We start from the raw sequence: 14,548 nt of genomic DNA, 5'->3' as shown, positions 1-14,548 counted from the left end.
AGGTTCTAATCTAAAGCGCTAGAATCCCATTATCCTTTAGGCCGGACAACCAATGCAGCCAGGAAAGAGAACACAATCGCTGACGAAATCCCTGCGCTCGTGATATCAAAAATCCCTGTAACTACACCGATCCAGCCATCCCGTTCCAGCTCTGTCAATGCCCCATGGACCAAAGAGTTACCGAAGCTTGTGATTGGAATGGTTGCGCCTGCACCCGCAAATTTCACAAGTGGATCGTAGATGCCAAAAGCATCAGCAATCGCTCCGGCTACAACTAATGTACTCATCGTATGTGCAGGTGTCAGCTTCAATACATCAAACATCAGCTGGCCTATAACGCAAATGGCTCCTCCGATCAGAAAAGCCCATAAGTAAATCATCATTAAACTTCACCTCCACTTTCTATAGCAACAGCATGAGCCACACACGGAATGCTCTCTCCCTGCTGGTATGACAATGGGGATAATAAGGCTCCAGTTGCCACAATCAGCACCCGTTTAAGCTCACCTTTTTTAATACGCTTGAGTATATGACCATAAGTCACTACCGCGGAACATCCGCAACCACTTCCTCCGGCGATCACATACTTCTGTTTCTCCAAATCGTAGATAAGCAAACCGCAATCATCAAAGGTTGTTTGCTCCATTGGAATCCCTTCTTTAGCTAATAAGGTTTTCGCAATGGGCAAGCCTACAGATGCAAGATCGCCTGTTACAATTAAGTCATAATGCCCGGGGGATAGTCCGGTATCCCGAAAATGCGCAGTGATCGTATCCGCCGCCGCCGGTGCCATCGCTGTTCCCATATTAAAAGGATCTGTCAAACCGAGATCCATTATTCGTCCAAGGGTAGCCGAGACCACTACCGGATTGTTGCCAGTCCCATCATTCTGACCTACTACAGCACAGCCCGAGCCTGTGACCGTATATTGCGCTGTTGGCGGCTTCTGTGAACCGTATTCGGTAGGATAACGGAATTGCTTTTCCACCGTACAGTTATGGCTAGATGTTCCCGCGAGCACGTATTTGCTCCCTCCGGAATCAACGATCATAGAGGCAATCGCCAGGCTCTCCATGGAAGTGGAGCAAGCACCAAAGACTCCAAGATAAGGCACACCTAATTTTCTTGCCGCGAAGGAGCTGCTGATAATCTGGTTCATCAAATCTCCGCCAACAAAAAACTCCAGCTTCTCCTTATCGAGGTTTGCATTAATCAGTGCCAGTAGGGAAGCTTTTTCGAAAAGAGCCCGCTCGGCCTTTTCCCATGTTTTTTCTCCCATTTCCAGGGAGTCAAATATAAAATCAAAATCTGACGTTAATGGACCCTCTCCCTCTTCAGGCCCCACTACAGCGGAAGAGCCTAAAATAACGGGACGGCTCGTGAACTCCCAAGTCTGACTGCCAAGCTGTTTCATGTATGTGCACCTCCACCTACGCCTAAAAAGAGATAGACGATACCAATTATGAAAGCAGCGACAGCACCAAATACGATGACTGAACCCGCCAGCTTGAACATATTGCCACCCACACCGAGCACAAGTCCTTCCGCACGGTGTTCCAGAGCTGCTGAACACATACTGTTCGCAAAACCAGTAACCGGAACCGCAGTTCCTGCACCGGCCCATTGGGCCATTTTGTCATAAACGCCAAAGCTGGTCAGAATTACAGAGAGTAGAATCATCGTCGCTACAGTTGGACTTGCGGCTTCTTTGGAGGTCATATCGAATATGGCCATATAAGCCTCCTGAATCCCTTGTCCAATTACACAGATTAGGCCGCCAGCAAGAAATGCTCGCACACAGTTTTTGAATACGGGCCTAGCGGGTACAAAGGGCTTGGACAATTTCTCGTAATCTTGCGGGGTCAGGGTATCAAGCTTCAGCTTGACACCCGATTTTTTCGTTTTCGCCGGCATTGAGAGCACCTCCTGAAAGTTAGGCGAAGGGGGCTGACAAGCATCATAGTAGTACTCACTTTGAGCCCCTCAAGTTGTTTCTTCGCTTAGAAGTTTTCCTTATTGTTTGCCATACCCCGCTTCGTTATGTCCCTCCAATTCAGGAAAAATACAGTAACACAACTATCAGCAGCAGGAACAGCACAAGAATAAGCACCGCTTCCTTTTCCAGAGAGTTGTGGCGCCAGTAACGTCTGCGCGCTCCGCTAACCTTTAGGTTTCTTTTGGAGTATCCTCCCTGCACCCTTCTTTTGGGTACACTACCTGCTACCCTCATTTCCTTCGCATCCTTTCTAAAGCTCCTGCCACCAGAGCCCCTATTGCATTGTATTCGCGGAGCGTTCACCGGGTGTTCATTTGTCTCTTTAGCATGGACAAGTGAGCTCACAATGTTCATACTAAGTGGCAGGAAGAAATAACGTTGTCGTCCATTTTGGATGGCAACCGTTTCTCGTAGAACTATAAGGATGATGTATAACGCAAAGCTTATACGTCCTTATATTTTAATAAAGGAGTGATTTCAAATGAATCAAGAAACATTGGATCTATTCAAAACACTTACCGAATTCCCTGCAGCCCCGGGCTTTGAGCACGAACTCCGCGCTTACGTCAAGGATGCTATGACACCTTATACCGAAGAGTTCGTGCAGGATCGTCTCGGAAGTCTGTTCGGCGTATTGCGCGGTGAGGAAAACGGGCCAAAAATTATGGTCGCTGGACATTTTGACGAAGTGGGCTTTATGGTCACCGGAATTACTAACACCGGGATGATTCGTTTTCAACCGCTAGGCGGCTGGCTTGCTTCTGCTGTTGCTTCCCAGCGTCTCCAAATCATTACACCAAAAGGCACATTGACTGGTGTTGTTGGCAGCACCCCTATCCATCTACTAAGCGCTGAAGAACGCGGCAAGACGGGCGAAATCAGCAAAATGTATATTGATATCGGTGCAGACAGCCGTGAAGAGGCAGAAAGCTTTGGCGTCAGACCAGGTCAACAAGTACTGCCAATCTGTCCGTTCACCCCGCTTGCCAACCCTAAAAAAATCATGGCTAAAGCGTGGGATAACCGTTACGGCGTAGGTCTCGCCATTGAGCTGGTTAAATCATTACACGGCAAAAAGCTGCCTAATACTGTTTATGCTGGAGCTACCGTACAAGAGGAAGTTGGACTTCGTGGAGCACGTACAGCCGCTAATCTTCTGTCCCCAGACATCTTCTTTGGCTTGGATGCGAGCGCTGCTGCTGATATGACCGGTGATAGCCAAGCCTTTGGCCATTTGGGTAAAGGCGCTCTCCTGCGCATTTTTGATCCAACGATGGTTACACATCGCGGCCTGATCGAATATGTACAAGACACAGCGGATACTCACAAGATCAAATACCAGTATTTTGTCTCCCAAGGTGGAACAGATGCAGGTCAGGTTCATGTAAGTGGAATCGGCGTTCCTTCCGCAGTCATCGGAATATGCTCCCGCTACATTCATACCGCTTCATCAGTTATTCATAGCGATGACTACGAAGCTGCTAAAGAGCTGCTAGTTAAACTGGTAGAAGGCCTCGACCGCACTACACTGCAAACGATTATTGAGAACAGCTAGGTTCTTATTTTTAAAAGAGCAGCAATCCTTTTTGAAGGATTGCTGCTCTTTTTTTGGGGTCGTGGCTTACGGACCTGTGTCACTTGCGCCCCTGTGGTGTTTACAAACCCCGATATTACTTCTAAAAAACAATTGTGCTTATGCTTATGAACCCCATTGCCCGCTGATCCCGCTATAGGTACTACGACGGACCCATGATGCTTACGAACCCACGTTGTTTATTGTTTATGTCCCCCATGTTGCTTGCTAACGAACCCATGTTGTTTACTATTTACGCCCCCAATGTTGCTTCCGAACCCAGTGACACTATTCCATAGAAATGGGCTCATAATTGGTGTCATTCATGCTAATAGCGACTATGGTGTCCGATACTCCTCCAAAAGTGGCATATTTCTGCGTTTAAGATCATCTGTGTCCTATAGATACTCCACTATCCCCCGTCCCATATAAAAAAAGCCCGCCTCACGGCGAGCTCTTTGACCATTCTCAGACAGCTATATCAACTCATATCCAGTGGCACTTTCCACGAAGGTATCGGGAAAGCCTCATCCAGCTTCCATCTTTCTTCTTCACTCAGCGTAATTAAACCTGCAGCAGCATTCTCAATTACATGCTCACGTGAAGAAGCTTTCGGAATCGTAATAATGTCCTCCTCGCGGATCGTCCAAGCTAACATTATTTGCAGTGGTGTTGCGTTATGAACACGGGCAATTTCCTGAACCGCCTCACTCTCAATAACCCCTTTGCGGAGCGCGCCTGCTTGTGCAAGCGGAGAGTACGCCATTACGGGCATGCGGTGACTTTTCTGCCATGGCAGCAATTCAGCTTCAATGCCTCTCGACCCTAAATGATACAGCACCTGATTCATAGCACAGTGAGTTCCCCCAGCTATACTAAGCAGCTCTTTCATATCGTCAACATCAAGGTTCGATACACCCCATCTTGCTATTTTACCTTGAGAGACCAGTTTCTCCATGCCTTCCACAGTCACTTCAAGCGGAATATCTCCCCGCCAGTGCAGTAAATAGAGATCCAGATGATCCGTATTCAGTCGTTGCAAGCTTTCTTCACAGCTACGAATAAGATTCTCGTTGCCGGCATTATGTGGGTATACTTTGGACACCAGGAAAACGTCATCCCGAATTCCTTTAATAGCGTCACCTACTAAAAGCTCTGAGTTTCCTTCCCCATACATCTCAGCCGTATCTATCAAATCCATGCCTAGTTCCACGCCTAATCTAAGAGCAGCAATTTCTTCCTCTCTACGGGAAACATCATCACCCATATTCCAAGTTCCCTGTCCTATTCTAGGCAGAGAGGTACCATCTGGAAGAAGCATGCGGTTAGCTCGGTTCACTTTCACAATTTCAGCCAAATGCTCGATTGAATCCTTAGTCATTGTAAAAATCTCCTTACCGATAAATTGTATACTTACTTTATACGACCTTTATGACCCTTTCGAAACATCTGAATCGTGTCTAATTTATAACTTTTCTTTCCTTTAGGAGAGAAAAAGCAACAAATTGATTGCTAACTACGCTATCAACTTCAGCCCCACTGCGGCTCCCAGTATCATAAAAATACAGATAACCCGCCGCCAATCTTTGGCCTCTCCATATAAAAGCATCCCCAAAATCGCCCCACCAGATGCACCGATCCCCGTCCATACCGCATAAGCTGTACCCATAGGCAAACTTTTCATTGCAAATGATAGAAAAAGAAAACTCCCCCCAAAACCAAGGAAGAGCAGCAAAAACGACTGCAGATTCCGGTGTTTATTCAACCTGTTGATCATAGCCACTCCGAACATTTCAAACAATCCAGCAACAACCAAAAATGCCCATGCCATTTAAGACTCCCCCTTTATTTCAGTTTCTTTGATATCTTTGGTTTCGTTAGTTACCATTTTCAGACCTATTACTCCTGCCAGCAAAATAACCACCAGTACCAGCTTCATTAGCTTGAAGGGTTCACCGAATAAAACCATGTCCGCAATGACTGTACCTGCTGTCCCCAGCCCAACAAATACAGAATATACGGTACCCACCGGTAATTTACTGCTTGCTGAAATAATGACATAGAAACTTATTATTATGGCTACAACTGTGATCAGCCACTCCCACACGCTTGAAGCATGCTTTAGACCTATGACCCACATGACTTCGAAAATCGCAGCGCCAACTACCTTCAGCCACTCTGAATTCTTTTTCATTTCAAGCCCTCCTTCAATTCACCATATCTTATGATTGCCCACGGACAAACAAATAAGCCCGGAAGGTCATCGCCAAATGGCGATACCTCCCGGGCTTTTATCCCTCCGTGTAGACACAAACTTAATGTTCGTGCGTTTTCCCTCGGACCAGACCAGCTGTGCACTCGCTGCGGAACCCTAGAAAACAAATAAATGATTAAGTTACATCGTATGGTAGCAAATCGGGCGTATAAAAGCAACCTTTTCTATTCCGAGAGTAATTAAATCATAGTATAAACTTCCATAAAATTATAAAATAGATATAAATTTCATTCGATTATCTAGGAAAAGAGGTTAATTTATGTTTCATTCCAGACATTTTAACTGCGTCCCTCTAGTGGAAGGCATTTATTGCCTTGAAGCGAAGGAGCAAGGCGGAGCCATGAGCAATGCCGGTTTGATAGATATGGGTGATTACACATTAATCTTTGATACATTCAACACTCCACAAGCTGGCAAAGATCTTAGGGATGCCGCTCTGTATTATTTTAATAAACCTATCAAATACGTCATCAACAGCCATTGGCATGGAGACCACGTTAGAGGGAACCAATTCTTCTCGGAAGAAGTAATCATATCCTCCAGTAGAACTAGAGAGCTCATGATAAAAACTCAACCCGACTGGCTAGCCCGAATGAAGAAACTGCTTCCTAATCTTGATGAGGATCTTAATAAGCTTAATACCTCTCTCGAGCTCGAACTGAACGATTCCAAACAACGAGAGCACCTTTCGCAAATAGGTTATTTACAAGAAATCAAAGAGTCTATACTAACGCTTGAAGTAACGCTTCCCCAACTAACTTATGACCGCAAAATGACCATACATGGCTCGGCTAGATCCGTTGAGCTCTTATCGGTGGGTGCTGCCCATACGGAATGCGATTCTATTCTATTTTCTCCTTCCGATTCTTTAGCTTTTGTTGGAGATATTGTCGCTGTTGATAATCATCCATTATTAGTAGACGGTAATCCCTTATCCTGGTTGGAGGCACTTACTTATGTCGAGCGCTTAGATGTGAACATAATTGTTCCCGGTCACGGGCCCGTTACTCAAAAACATTATCTACAGCAAATAAAACGATATATAAATGATATAATCCATATTAGCGAATCATTAATACACGAAGACATGAATGTGAATGTGAATGTGAACCATATAGAAATTCCTGAGCCTTATCTGGGCTGGAATTATGGGAGTATTTTTTACAGAAATCTTGAGTTTTTGACGAAAGCAGCTAATAACTAATTTTTGGAGTTGAAGGGAGAGGTTCGTTATGGTTTTTGGGATACTATTTGTAGGTGTCGCTGTATTTATTATTATACAAGCCGTTATACGGAATGGCTCGAGCTCGAACAGAAGTACCTTTGATAGAAATAGGCAAAATGATGCCGCCAACATGTCTTTTATGGCTGCCAGTCATCCGGATCTGCTGGATCCAAACCACTCTAACCACTCTAACCACTCTAACCACTCTAACCACCATCATCATCACCCTGGAGATCACTCGCATCACCACTCTGGACCTGACAGCGGGGGGCATAGCTGGGGTGGAGACGGCGGACATAGTGGCGGTGGAGACTTCGGTGGTGGTGGAGATGCTGGCGGGGGCGGTTGTGATTAGATGAAAAGAAACGAAAAGGACATCCCTGATCTTTCAGGAATGTCCTTTTTTTAATACTCATTTATGATACTGAGAATTTCAGCTTGAGTTTGGCTTAATAACTTTTCGGCACCGTGCGGATGGATTGGTTCACTCCAAGCGAAGCCATCTCCTTCGTATCTAGGAATAAGATGCATATGATAGTGAGTCAGGTCGTTAAACTTCCCGCCATTTTGGCAAATGCTGATGCCATCAGGTGCAAACAAAACCTTCAGGACAACTGATAGCTTCTTTGAAGCGTCCATAATCGCATATGATGTTTCTGAATCGATATCTTCGAGATCCCAATAATGCTTTTTAGGGAGAATTAAGAGATGTCCTTCGTTAAATGGAGCAATGTCGAGCACACAAGTTACAATTTCATTCTCGTATACTACGTTTACGTTAGGCTCAATCCCGTTAGCGATCCGACATCCCAAACAATCCATACAGGCACCTCTCCATCCAAAGAAATTAAGAGCGCTCTAGCTTATCTTATTGATTAAATTGAAAACGGCTAAGCAGTACCTCACCATTAAAGATGAGATAAACATCGGTAGTTCCAGATTCCACGGATACTTCACCAGTAAGTGTGTTCCACTGCTGCAACACGCCACCCGATGGTACAGTCACAGATCCAACCATTTTCCCTGCTGGGCTGCCCGTTCTAATCTCGAGGGTGCCACCTTTTGCAGAGGATACCAAGGCTTCAAAAACTCCTGCCCCTTGCTCGAACAATACATCTTTAAAAGCGATCCAAGCGCCATCTTTTACTGGATGTATGGAAGCACCGCCTGCTTTGCACTCGTCCAGATATACGCCTTCGTAGTCATCGTAATTCTCTGCTTTGGTATTGATATACAGATTACGCGACGGAATAACGTCCCCTTGAACCGATAGTTGAGCGGATAATTGGATATCAGCAGATGAACGGCCGATCAGAACCATGTACTCTCCATTTTCCACGCAATATTGCTCACGGGTAACATCCCAGAATGCCAGCTCGGCAACCGGCAACGTAAACTCTATGGTTTGCGATTGACCTGCGGTTAGGTTTACTTTTTCAAAACCCTTCAACTGTTTAATCGGACGTTTCACCCGGGAATTCAGAGCTTGCACATATAGCTGCACCACTTCGTCCCCATCAACAACGCCTGTATTCTCTACTTGAACGGAAATTTTAAACGTGTCATCCGCTTGCAGCTCCTTAGCACTTAGGCTTAGGTTGCTGTAGGAAACTTGGGCATAACTTAAGCCGTGTCCAAACGCATACAGTGGCTCTCCGTCAAAGTACATATATGTTCTTTTGCCTTTGATAATATCATAATCCATCAGCTCAGGCAGCTGTTCTACAGAACGGAACCAAGTCATGTTCAGCTTGCCGGAAGGACTGTAATCGCCGAAAAGAACTTCTGCCACCGCATTGCCCAGCTCTTGTCCACTGTGGGAGGTATACAATACAGCCGGGATGTTCTCGTCAATCCAAGTGGAAGTTATCGGGTAACTGCCGACAATGACTACAACTGTATTCGGATTCGCTTCATAGACAGCTTTGACCAGTCGCTCTTGCTCCTCTGGAAGCACAATATCCGGTCTGTCGATTTCTTCTTTTCCGTTAAGGAGTGGATGGTTGCCCACAAAAACCACAGCGATTTCCGCAGCCTTGGCAGCTTCTACTGCAGCCTCTATGCCGTTAGTTACAATGTTCTTTTTAAAAAGACGTGCTTCCGCATTAGCATCCTGATCTGCCACTTGCAGCGTTCCATTTTCCGGATTCACCGAGATCATTTTATCATTCCAGGTCCGCAAAGATACCGTATCTTCGCTTTCCGGAACGATGTTAATCGATTCTTTTACAAACCAGCCGTAAATTTCATCAGCAGATGCTGTGAGAGTCTCTGCTTCGCTTAAAGTTACATACTGACCGCGACTTGTCGCCTTCAGAGTATTGCTAGTCCAGCCCCAAGCTGTATGTTGGAACAATTCTCCGTGCTCTGCTATGTCATGTTGTACAGCCAGTCTTCCGTCCTCACCTGTGATTCCGATAGCTTGGCCGTTTGCAGCTGAAGTAAGAATGATCTGATCTGCGCCACTCTCAAAAGTAATGTGTTTACCAGGCAGCTTTTTGCTAACACCCTGCAAAGGAGTCACTCCATAAGGTAATGTGCCAGAATACCAATCTCTAAAGGCTTCATCACCAAGCGGACCAATAATCGCCAATTTGCTCAGACTGCTTTTGTTCAATGGCAATGTGCCTTGTTCATTCTTCAACAATACTATAGATTGTTTCGCAGCTTCCAAGGAGAGTGCGGTATGTTTTTTGCTAAGAATAACGGAATCGTCGATTGCATCGTATGGGTTCCCCTCAGCCGGATCGAACTCTCCCAGACGGAAACGAACTCTGAAAGTGTTGGCAAGCGCACGATCCAAATCTTCCTCTGCTAAGAGGCCTTGGTCTAGCGCTTCGTGAAGAACCTTGATTGTCTCTGCGGTTTCTTCTGTTACGCTGTCAATTCCATTTTTGATAGATTCAGCCATCGATTGTGCAAAAGATTCATAATACTTGTGGTCCTTCACGATCCCAAAAAGATCGCCGGCATCGCTTACAATAAAGCCATCCATTTCCCATTCGCCTTTAACCACATCCATTACTGCCGGATGAAGAATAACAGGCACGCCATTCACCGAGTTATAAGCGGTCATCATGGACTGTGCGCCACCTTCTTGAAAAGCAGGCTTAAACGCTTCCAGATAATACTCCCGCATATTTCTCGGATCGATGCTCGCGGAGCAGTTCCCGCGTTCAATCTCATTATTGTTGCCGAGGAAATGCTTCAGCGTTGCTACCGCTTTCAAATAGACCGGGTGATCACCTTGGATTCCCTGCACTAGTGATGTGCTGAGTCGGCCGGTCAACTCTGGATCTTCACCGTAAGCTTCCTCAGTTCTTCCCCAACGTGGATCACGTTCCATATCCACCGTTGGCGCCCATAACGTCAGACCGTTCACCGTTGGATTCTTTTTGTAAAAGGCTCTAGCTTCATCTCCGATGGCCGAACCAATCTCCTTCAGCAGCTCTGGATTCCAAGTACAAGCCAGTCCGCTTGGCTGAGGAAAAGAAGTCGCTTTTCCAAGCCAAGAAATCCCGTGCGCCGCTTCCGTACCATGCTTGTAGGCCCCAACACCCAAACGCTCTATGGCAGCTTGATACTGAGGCATCAGGCTTACTTTTTCATCAAGTGTTAGTCTGGAGATCAGATCCTGCACTCGCTCATTTAAAGGTAAATCAATCTGTTGAAATGGATATTTAGCTATATCTGTTCCCATCAAAATCGCTCCTTCGTCTCTTGTTGATAGCGGTTTCATTCATTCCCGAGGACAATCCTTCAAAAAAACTCCTATACGTCCTATCCATCTAATCATAGAAGATTCCCCTCCTCCGCAACACCTTAACAATCTAAATAGAAATCAGGTCATAATTAGAGATTTAGGGGGATGATGTGAGTACGTAGGTTTGCTCGTTATTCGCTCCATCTCCACAATCTACGGGATTTATACCGTTTATTTGCTCACTTCTCGCTGTACGCCCACAATCTACGGGATTTATACCGTTTATTTGCTCACTTCTCGCTGTACGCCCACAATCTACGGGATTTATACCGTTCATTTGCTCACTTCTCGCTCCACGCCCCCAATCTACGGGATTTATACCGTTCATTTGCTCACTTCTCGCTCCATCTCCGCAATCTACGGGATTTATACCGTTCATTTGCCCAATTCCCGCTCCATCTCCGCAATCTACGGGATTTATACCGTCATTTGCCCAATTCCCGCTGTACGCCCACAATCTACGGGATTTATACCGTTCATTTGCCCAATTCCCGCTCCACGCCTCCAATCTACGGGATTTATACCGCACACTTGCTCGATTCCCACTCCACGCCCACAATCTACGGGATTTATACCGTTTATTTGCTCACTTCTCGCTCCACGCCCACAATCTACGGGATTTATACCGTTCATTTGCCCAATTCCCGCTGTACGCCCACAATCTACGGGATTTATACCGTTCATTTGCCCAATTCCCGCTCCACGCCCACAATCTACGGGATTTATACCGTTCATTCACCACAGCTGAATATCGTTAAGTGAATGTACATATTCATAGCGACAAACCCTCCCACTCACCTGGGAAACTATCGGCTTAAACTTACCTTTCTCACAAAGTGACCTCATACATTTCCTAACTGTACGCAGATCAATGCCAAGCTCCCTCACCAAATCAACAGGCCGAATGTCCCCGTTCGAACGCACCGCAATTTGCAAAATATCACGCTCCAGTCGACTAAACGCCTCCTTCTCTTCTGTCCTCAAAGCGAGGTACGGCATCAGTAATGATCTCAACAAAAAAATTGTATTCTCAGGATTCACTTCCAGATCATCATATGGTATCGCCACTACCCGATAACCCGCGATTTGTAGATAAGTCTCTCGATTCAATTCCTGCCGATAACGCGTCCGATCTGTGTTTTGCACATGTGGGCCGTAACCTTTTACCTCAAAAGCAAACTTAACCTGCCCAGGCTTCCACGCAAAATCAACAAAATAAGGCCATCCCCGCCAATCCAACACTTCATATTCAGGATGGAGATCATCAAAATGACCCATCATCGGCCACCAAACCTTCTCCGCAAACATTCGCTCACCATGCCCATGTCCCCGCTCCAATCTCCCCCGTCTTTCTCCCGTTCTTCGACTAATATGATCTTCCACCCACTTACGATGTTCTTCCGTAAATCCCATAACGTTCCCCTCCTCCTTGGCATAAAAAAATCCCGCACCCAATTATGGATGCGGGACGTGCTTCGTCCTATTACTCAAAAGTATAGTATTCGCCTTCTTATGCTGTCAATGACACTCTACATTCAACGTTAGCATCGAGCTAAATATACTTGGCTATTAAAAAATCACATTGGTTAGAGTATGTTGCATTAAAGTAATTTCAGCTACAGTTAGATCACTACAGTGAGTTCAGCTAGAATTGGATCACTACAGTGAGTTCAGCTAAATTTAGCTACAGTTAGATCACTACAGTTCAGTTAGTATTAGCTCAGCAAGAACAATCTCGGTTAAGTAAACTACTTTTGAGTTAGACGACTAGACTTAGCTCAATATAGTATGTTTTGTATAGTAGGTTCAGTTAAAGTAATCTCGGTTTGACTAAGTTCCCCTAGAATAATATTATTCGACCTACCTTTTTGAAATTGTCTAAAATCGTCTCCCATTCTCCACTATTCACTGGCTATCGACCTGTGATTTTTCTATTTAATTGTATTTCATGCAACTATTTAACCCTTATCCCCCTAAAAGTCCATTTAGTTGTACTTTCTACAACTAAAAAAGGAGATATTAGGTAGTTAAGCGTAAATGATCAAATTTAGATGTACAAAGTGCAGTTAATTGTTACTTTTCCTAAAACTACTGAAGTTTAGCTGCACAAAATGCAATTAAAACTGAGTTCGAGTGAAGCTGGTTGGATTGCGTCTTAGTTACATCACTTAGCGCCCTAGCTACAACATCGACTTGGCTACATTGATTTAGCGATCTAGCCACAACATCGCGACTTAGCATCATTGACTTAGCGCCCTAGCTACAACATCGACTTGGCTACATTGATTTAGCGACCTACCACAACATCGCGACTTAGCAACATTAATGTAGCAACCTACCTACAACATCGCGACTTAGCATCATTAATATAGCGACCTAGCCACAACATCACAACTTAGCACCATTAATATAGCGGCTCAACTAGAGTGACATATTGCTCCTCTTCACTGCTCTCCCTCACCTAGCAAATGTGCATGCCGAGCGCCTCGCCCATAGGCATCATAAGAGATCATTCCAACGACACCCTGACTTCGACACCCTAGCTTCAATCCGAGACGGGAAATCAATGATCATAAATCCATTATCCTTCACAACAACCTTTCACAGAAATGTCGGAGAGCGTTCTTTTGTTCCCTAACAAATCACCGTTTACCGCATATAACTTACGAAATCCCTGCTTATAAAGAATTCGCGCAGCTTTATTTCTATTGTAGTAGCTTCCTGCAAGAATTAAGACTGAATCGCCTGGAGATAGACAGTGCTGCCAGACATAAGGTAACCGCCCAAGCGATATATTTATCGAACCACGGATACTGTCCTTCTGGTAATCAACGGCATCCCTGACATCGAGCATTTTCAAAGCCAGTGATTGATCTGCTAATTCGCGAACCTCACGGACTTCTATATAAGAAAGTGAACGAACAGGCCATGCATAACGTAAAAACCTCAAAATACTAAAGACAATTATGATACTCAGTAGGATCCGTACCATCATGCTCATGCCATTACTCCCGTACCAAAAAAACATCCGTCCAAGCGCCTAATCCACCCGTCATGTTCACAACGTTATACCCCTTTTCACTCAGCAGCTCACAAGCCAGTCCACTACGGCCACCACTTAAGCACATCACAATTATCTCGCCATGAGAATCCAGTTCATCTGTGCGCATCAATAGCTGTCCAAGCGGAATATGTTTAGCACCCATTACATGTCCCTCCACCCATTCGGCTGGTTCGCGTATATCCAACATGGTAGGAGTCTCGCCATTCTTCAAGCGTTCCGCAACTTGCTGTGGGGTAATTTCCTTTGAAATTTTAAAAGACATCGAGCATCTCTCCTTCACCTTTATAAAAATAACTTGATTTCCATATCACTATATCATAATATTACGATATAAGGATATTGTAAAGCGAGGTGTTCGTTACCATGGACAAAAATTTTAAAGCTTATAACCAAACCGCCGAAACCTTAAAAGCTATAGCTCATCCCGTGCGCTTGTGCATCATCAAAGGACTTCTGGAAAAGGGCAGCTGCAACGTGAGCTTCATGCAGGACTGTCTCGACCTTCCCCAATCTACGGTTTCCCAGCATTTGCAGAAGCTTAGATCACTAGGCATCGTTGAAACCGAACGTAATGGGCTGGAAATTAACTATTCTGTTAAAGACGAAAAAATCAAACATCTGATTCAGTTATTTTTAGGGGAGGAATAAGTCA

The 14,548-nt window shown here is 45.1% G+C and carries 17 protein-coding genes, 1 pseudogene and 1 riboswitch; of the genes and pseudogenes, 6 read left to right on the top strand and 12 right to left on the bottom strand.

Features of this window, described 5'->3' with window-relative positions:
* Positions 1–29 precede the first annotated feature (29 nt).
* The 4 genes from spoVAE to NSS82_RS08720 form a co-directional block, all read right to left on the bottom strand.
* On the bottom strand, positions 30–380 hold the full coding sequence (gene spoVAE / locus NSS82_RS08735; RefSeq protein ID WP_036675923.1) for a stage V sporulation protein AE: 351 nt from the start codon (positions 378–380) through the stop codon (positions 30–32).
* 2 nt (positions 381–382) lie between these two features.
* Positions 383–1,414, bottom strand: coding sequence for a stage V sporulation protein AD (gene spoVAD, locus NSS82_RS08730; RefSeq protein ID WP_038569463.1), 1,032 nt, complete (start codon positions 1,412–1,414; stop codon positions 383–385).
* Positions 1,411–1,914 carry a stage V sporulation protein AC gene (gene spoVAC / locus NSS82_RS08725; protein ID WP_036675716.1) on the bottom strand — a complete coding sequence of 168 codons (504 nt, stop codon included), beginning with the start codon at positions 1,912–1,914 and terminating at the stop codon, positions 1,411–1,413. Before spoVAC ends, spoVAD begins: the two co-directional genes overlap by 4 nt.
* 139 nt (positions 1,915–2,053) lie before the next feature.
* Positions 2,054–2,230, bottom strand: coding sequence for a hypothetical protein (locus tag NSS82_RS08720; protein ID WP_155288103.1), 177 nt, complete (start codon positions 2,228–2,230; stop codon positions 2,054–2,056).
* A gap of 247 nt (positions 2,231–2,477) precedes the next feature.
* On the opposite strand from NSS82_RS08720, the gene NSS82_RS08715 reads away from it, so the two are divergent.
* On the top strand, positions 2,478–3,551 hold the full coding sequence (locus NSS82_RS08715) for a M42 family metallopeptidase (RefSeq protein ID WP_076104721.1): 1,074 nt from the start codon (positions 2,478–2,480) through the stop codon (positions 3,549–3,551).
* Positions 3,552–4,050: 499 nt separating this feature from the next.
* Here the strand turns inward: NSS82_RS08715 and NSS82_RS08710 are convergent, their stop codons facing one another.
* The 3 genes from NSS82_RS08710 to NSS82_RS08700 all read right to left on the bottom strand — a co-directional run bounded on the left by NSS82_RS08710 (position 4,051) and on the right by NSS82_RS08700 (position 5,763).
* A complete protein-coding gene (locus NSS82_RS08710; RefSeq protein ID WP_218641957.1) occupies positions 4,051–4,890 on the bottom strand; it encodes an aldo/keto reductase in 840 nt (279 codons plus the stop codon).
* A gap of 195 nt (positions 4,891–5,085) precedes the next feature.
* Entirely contained in the window at positions 5,086–5,400 is a 315-nt protein-coding gene (locus NSS82_RS08705) for a DMT family transporter (RefSeq protein ID WP_036675721.1), read from the bottom strand.
* A complete protein-coding gene (locus NSS82_RS08700) occupies positions 5,401–5,763 on the bottom strand; it encodes a DMT family transporter (RefSeq protein ID WP_036675723.1) in 363 nt (120 codons plus the stop codon).
* An 84-nt stretch (positions 5,764–5,847) separates the two neighbouring features.
* Positions 5,848–5,955: riboswitch (guanidine-I (ykkC/yxkD leader) on the bottom strand.
* A 148-nt stretch (positions 5,956–6,103) separates the two neighbouring features.
* On the opposite strand from NSS82_RS08700, the gene NSS82_RS08695 reads away from it, so the two are divergent.
* Both NSS82_RS08695 and NSS82_RS08690 read left to right on the top strand, forming a co-directional pair.
* Positions 6,104–7,048: an MBL fold metallo-hydrolase gene (locus tag NSS82_RS08695; protein WP_076273609.1), complete on the top strand. Its 945-nt coding sequence runs from the start codon at positions 6,104–6,106 to the stop codon at positions 7,046–7,048.
* A 28-nt stretch (positions 7,049–7,076) separates the two neighbouring features.
* Complete coding sequence (locus tag NSS82_RS08690; RefSeq protein WP_076273610.1) at positions 7,077–7,424, top strand: hypothetical protein; 348 nt, start codon at positions 7,077–7,079, stop codon at positions 7,422–7,424.
* Positions 7,425–7,474: 50 nt separating this feature from the next.
* Here NSS82_RS08690 and NSS82_RS08685 read toward each other — a convergent pair whose 3' ends face one another.
* The gene (locus NSS82_RS08685; RefSeq protein ID WP_038569451.1) at positions 7,475–7,891 is read right to left on the bottom strand and encodes an HIT family protein; all 417 of its coding nucleotides are present in this window, start codon (positions 7,889–7,891) and stop codon (positions 7,475–7,477) included.
* A gap of 46 nt (positions 7,892–7,937) precedes the next feature.
* Positions 7,938–10,769 carry a glycoside hydrolase family 3 protein gene (locus tag NSS82_RS08680; RefSeq protein WP_076273611.1) on the bottom strand — a complete coding sequence of 944 codons (2,832 nt, stop codon included), beginning with the start codon at positions 10,767–10,769 and terminating at the stop codon, positions 7,938–7,940.
* A gap of 227 nt (positions 10,770–10,996) precedes the next feature.
* Here NSS82_RS08680 and NSS82_RS32670 point away from each other — a divergent pair.
* Both NSS82_RS32670 and NSS82_RS32665 read left to right on the top strand, forming a co-directional pair.
* Positions 10,997–11,191: pseudogene (locus NSS82_RS32670) on the top strand (DUF1720 domain-containing protein); the annotation flags it as partial.
* A complete protein-coding gene (locus tag NSS82_RS32665; RefSeq protein WP_445668228.1) occupies positions 11,110–11,580 on the top strand; it encodes a DUF1720 domain-containing protein in 471 nt (156 codons plus the stop codon). The pseudogene NSS82_RS32670 and the gene NSS82_RS32665, both read left to right, overlap by 82 nt.
* Here NSS82_RS32665 and NSS82_RS08665 read toward each other — a convergent pair.
* From NSS82_RS08665 to NSS82_RS08655, 3 genes are all read right to left on the bottom strand, one after another.
* Complete coding sequence (locus NSS82_RS08665) at positions 11,568–12,245, bottom strand: winged helix-turn-helix domain-containing protein (RefSeq protein WP_340960537.1); 678 nt, start codon at positions 12,243–12,245, stop codon at positions 11,568–11,570. The genes NSS82_RS32665 and NSS82_RS08665 overlap by 13 nt on opposite strands.
* 1,168 nt (positions 12,246–13,413) lie before the next feature.
* Complete coding sequence (locus NSS82_RS08660) at positions 13,414–13,833, bottom strand: rhodanese-like domain-containing protein (RefSeq protein WP_076273932.1); 420 nt, start codon at positions 13,831–13,833, stop codon at positions 13,414–13,416.
* A 4-nt stretch (positions 13,834–13,837) separates the two neighbouring features.
* The gene (locus NSS82_RS08655) at positions 13,838–14,158 is read right to left on the bottom strand and encodes a rhodanese-like domain-containing protein (RefSeq protein ID WP_076104728.1); all 321 of its coding nucleotides are present in this window, start codon (positions 14,156–14,158) and stop codon (positions 13,838–13,840) included.
* A 101-nt stretch (positions 14,159–14,259) separates the two neighbouring features.
* Here NSS82_RS08655 and NSS82_RS08650 point away from each other — a divergent pair, with 101 nt between their 5' ends.
* A complete protein-coding gene (locus NSS82_RS08650) occupies positions 14,260–14,544 on the top strand; it encodes an ArsR/SmtB family transcription factor (protein WP_036675735.1) in 285 nt (94 codons plus the stop codon).
* Positions 14,545–14,548 lie beyond the last annotated feature (4 nt).

Origin of the sequence: Paenibacillus sp. FSL H7-0735 (genome assembly GCF_038008505.1) — a bacterium.
In the GTDB taxonomy this organism is placed as follows: domain Bacteria; phylum Bacillota; class Bacilli; order Paenibacillales; family Paenibacillaceae; genus Paenibacillus_AQ; species Paenibacillus_AQ odorifer.
Note: the sequence above shows the minus strand (reverse complement) of the source record. Positions and strands in the feature narration are given on the sequence as shown.

What these genes read in the sequence shown, in the direction of transcription:
- NSS82_RS08695 (WP_076273609.1), top strand. Translation starts at nt 6,104, where the DNA reads ATGTTTCATTCCAGACATTTTAACTGCGTCCCTCTAGTGGAAGGCATT.
- NSS82_RS08650 (WP_036675735.1), top strand. Translation starts at nt 14,260, where the DNA reads ATGGACAAAAATTTTAAAGCTTATAACCAAACCGCCGAAACCTTAAAA.
- NSS82_RS08665 (WP_340960537.1), bottom strand. Translation starts at nt 12,245, where the DNA reads ATGGGATTTACGGAAGAACATCGTAAGTGGGTGGAAGATCATATTAGT.
- NSS82_RS08680 (WP_076273611.1), bottom strand. Translation starts at nt 10,769, where the DNA reads ATGGGAACAGATATAGCTAAATATCCATTTCAACAGATTGATTTACCT.
- NSS82_RS08690 (WP_076273610.1), top strand. Translation starts at nt 7,077, where the DNA reads ATGGTTTTTGGGATACTATTTGTAGGTGTCGCTGTATTTATTATTATA.
- NSS82_RS08655 (WP_076104728.1), bottom strand. Translation starts at nt 14,158, where the DNA reads ATGTCTTTTAAAATTTCAAAGGAAATTACCCCACAGCAAGTTGCGGAA.
- spoVAC (WP_036675716.1), bottom strand. Translation starts at nt 1,914, where the DNA reads ATGCCGGCGAAAACGAAAAAATCGGGTGTCAAGCTGAAGCTTGATACC.
- NSS82_RS08705 (WP_036675721.1), bottom strand. Translation starts at nt 5,400, where the DNA reads ATGGCATGGGCATTTTTGGTTGTTGCTGGATTGTTTGAAATGTTCGGA.
- spoVAD (WP_038569463.1), bottom strand. Translation starts at nt 1,414, where the DNA reads ATGAAACAGCTTGGCAGTCAGACTTGGGAGTTCACGAGCCGTCCCGTT.
- NSS82_RS08710 (WP_218641957.1), bottom strand. Translation starts at nt 4,890, where the DNA reads ATGCTTCTTCCAGATGGTACCTCTCTGCCTAGAATAGGACAGGGAACT.
- NSS82_RS08715 (WP_076104721.1), top strand. Translation starts at nt 2,478, where the DNA reads ATGAATCAAGAAACATTGGATCTATTCAAAACACTTACCGAATTCCCT.
- NSS82_RS08685 (WP_038569451.1), bottom strand. Translation starts at nt 7,891, where the DNA reads ATGGATTGTTTGGGATGTCGGATCGCTAACGGGATTGAGCCTAACGTA.
- NSS82_RS08720 (WP_155288103.1), bottom strand. Translation starts at nt 2,230, where the DNA reads ATGAGGGTAGCAGGTAGTGTACCCAAAAGAAGGGTGCAGGGAGGATAC.
- NSS82_RS08660 (WP_076273932.1), bottom strand. Translation starts at nt 13,833, where the DNA reads ATGAGCATGATGGTACGGATCCTACTGAGTATCATAATTGTCTTTAGT.
- spoVAE (WP_036675923.1), bottom strand. Translation starts at nt 380, where the DNA reads ATGATTTACTTATGGGCTTTTCTGATCGGAGGAGCCATTTGCGTTATA.
- NSS82_RS08700 (WP_036675723.1), bottom strand. Translation starts at nt 5,763, where the DNA reads ATGAAAAAGAATTCAGAGTGGCTGAAGGTAGTTGGCGCTGCGATTTTC.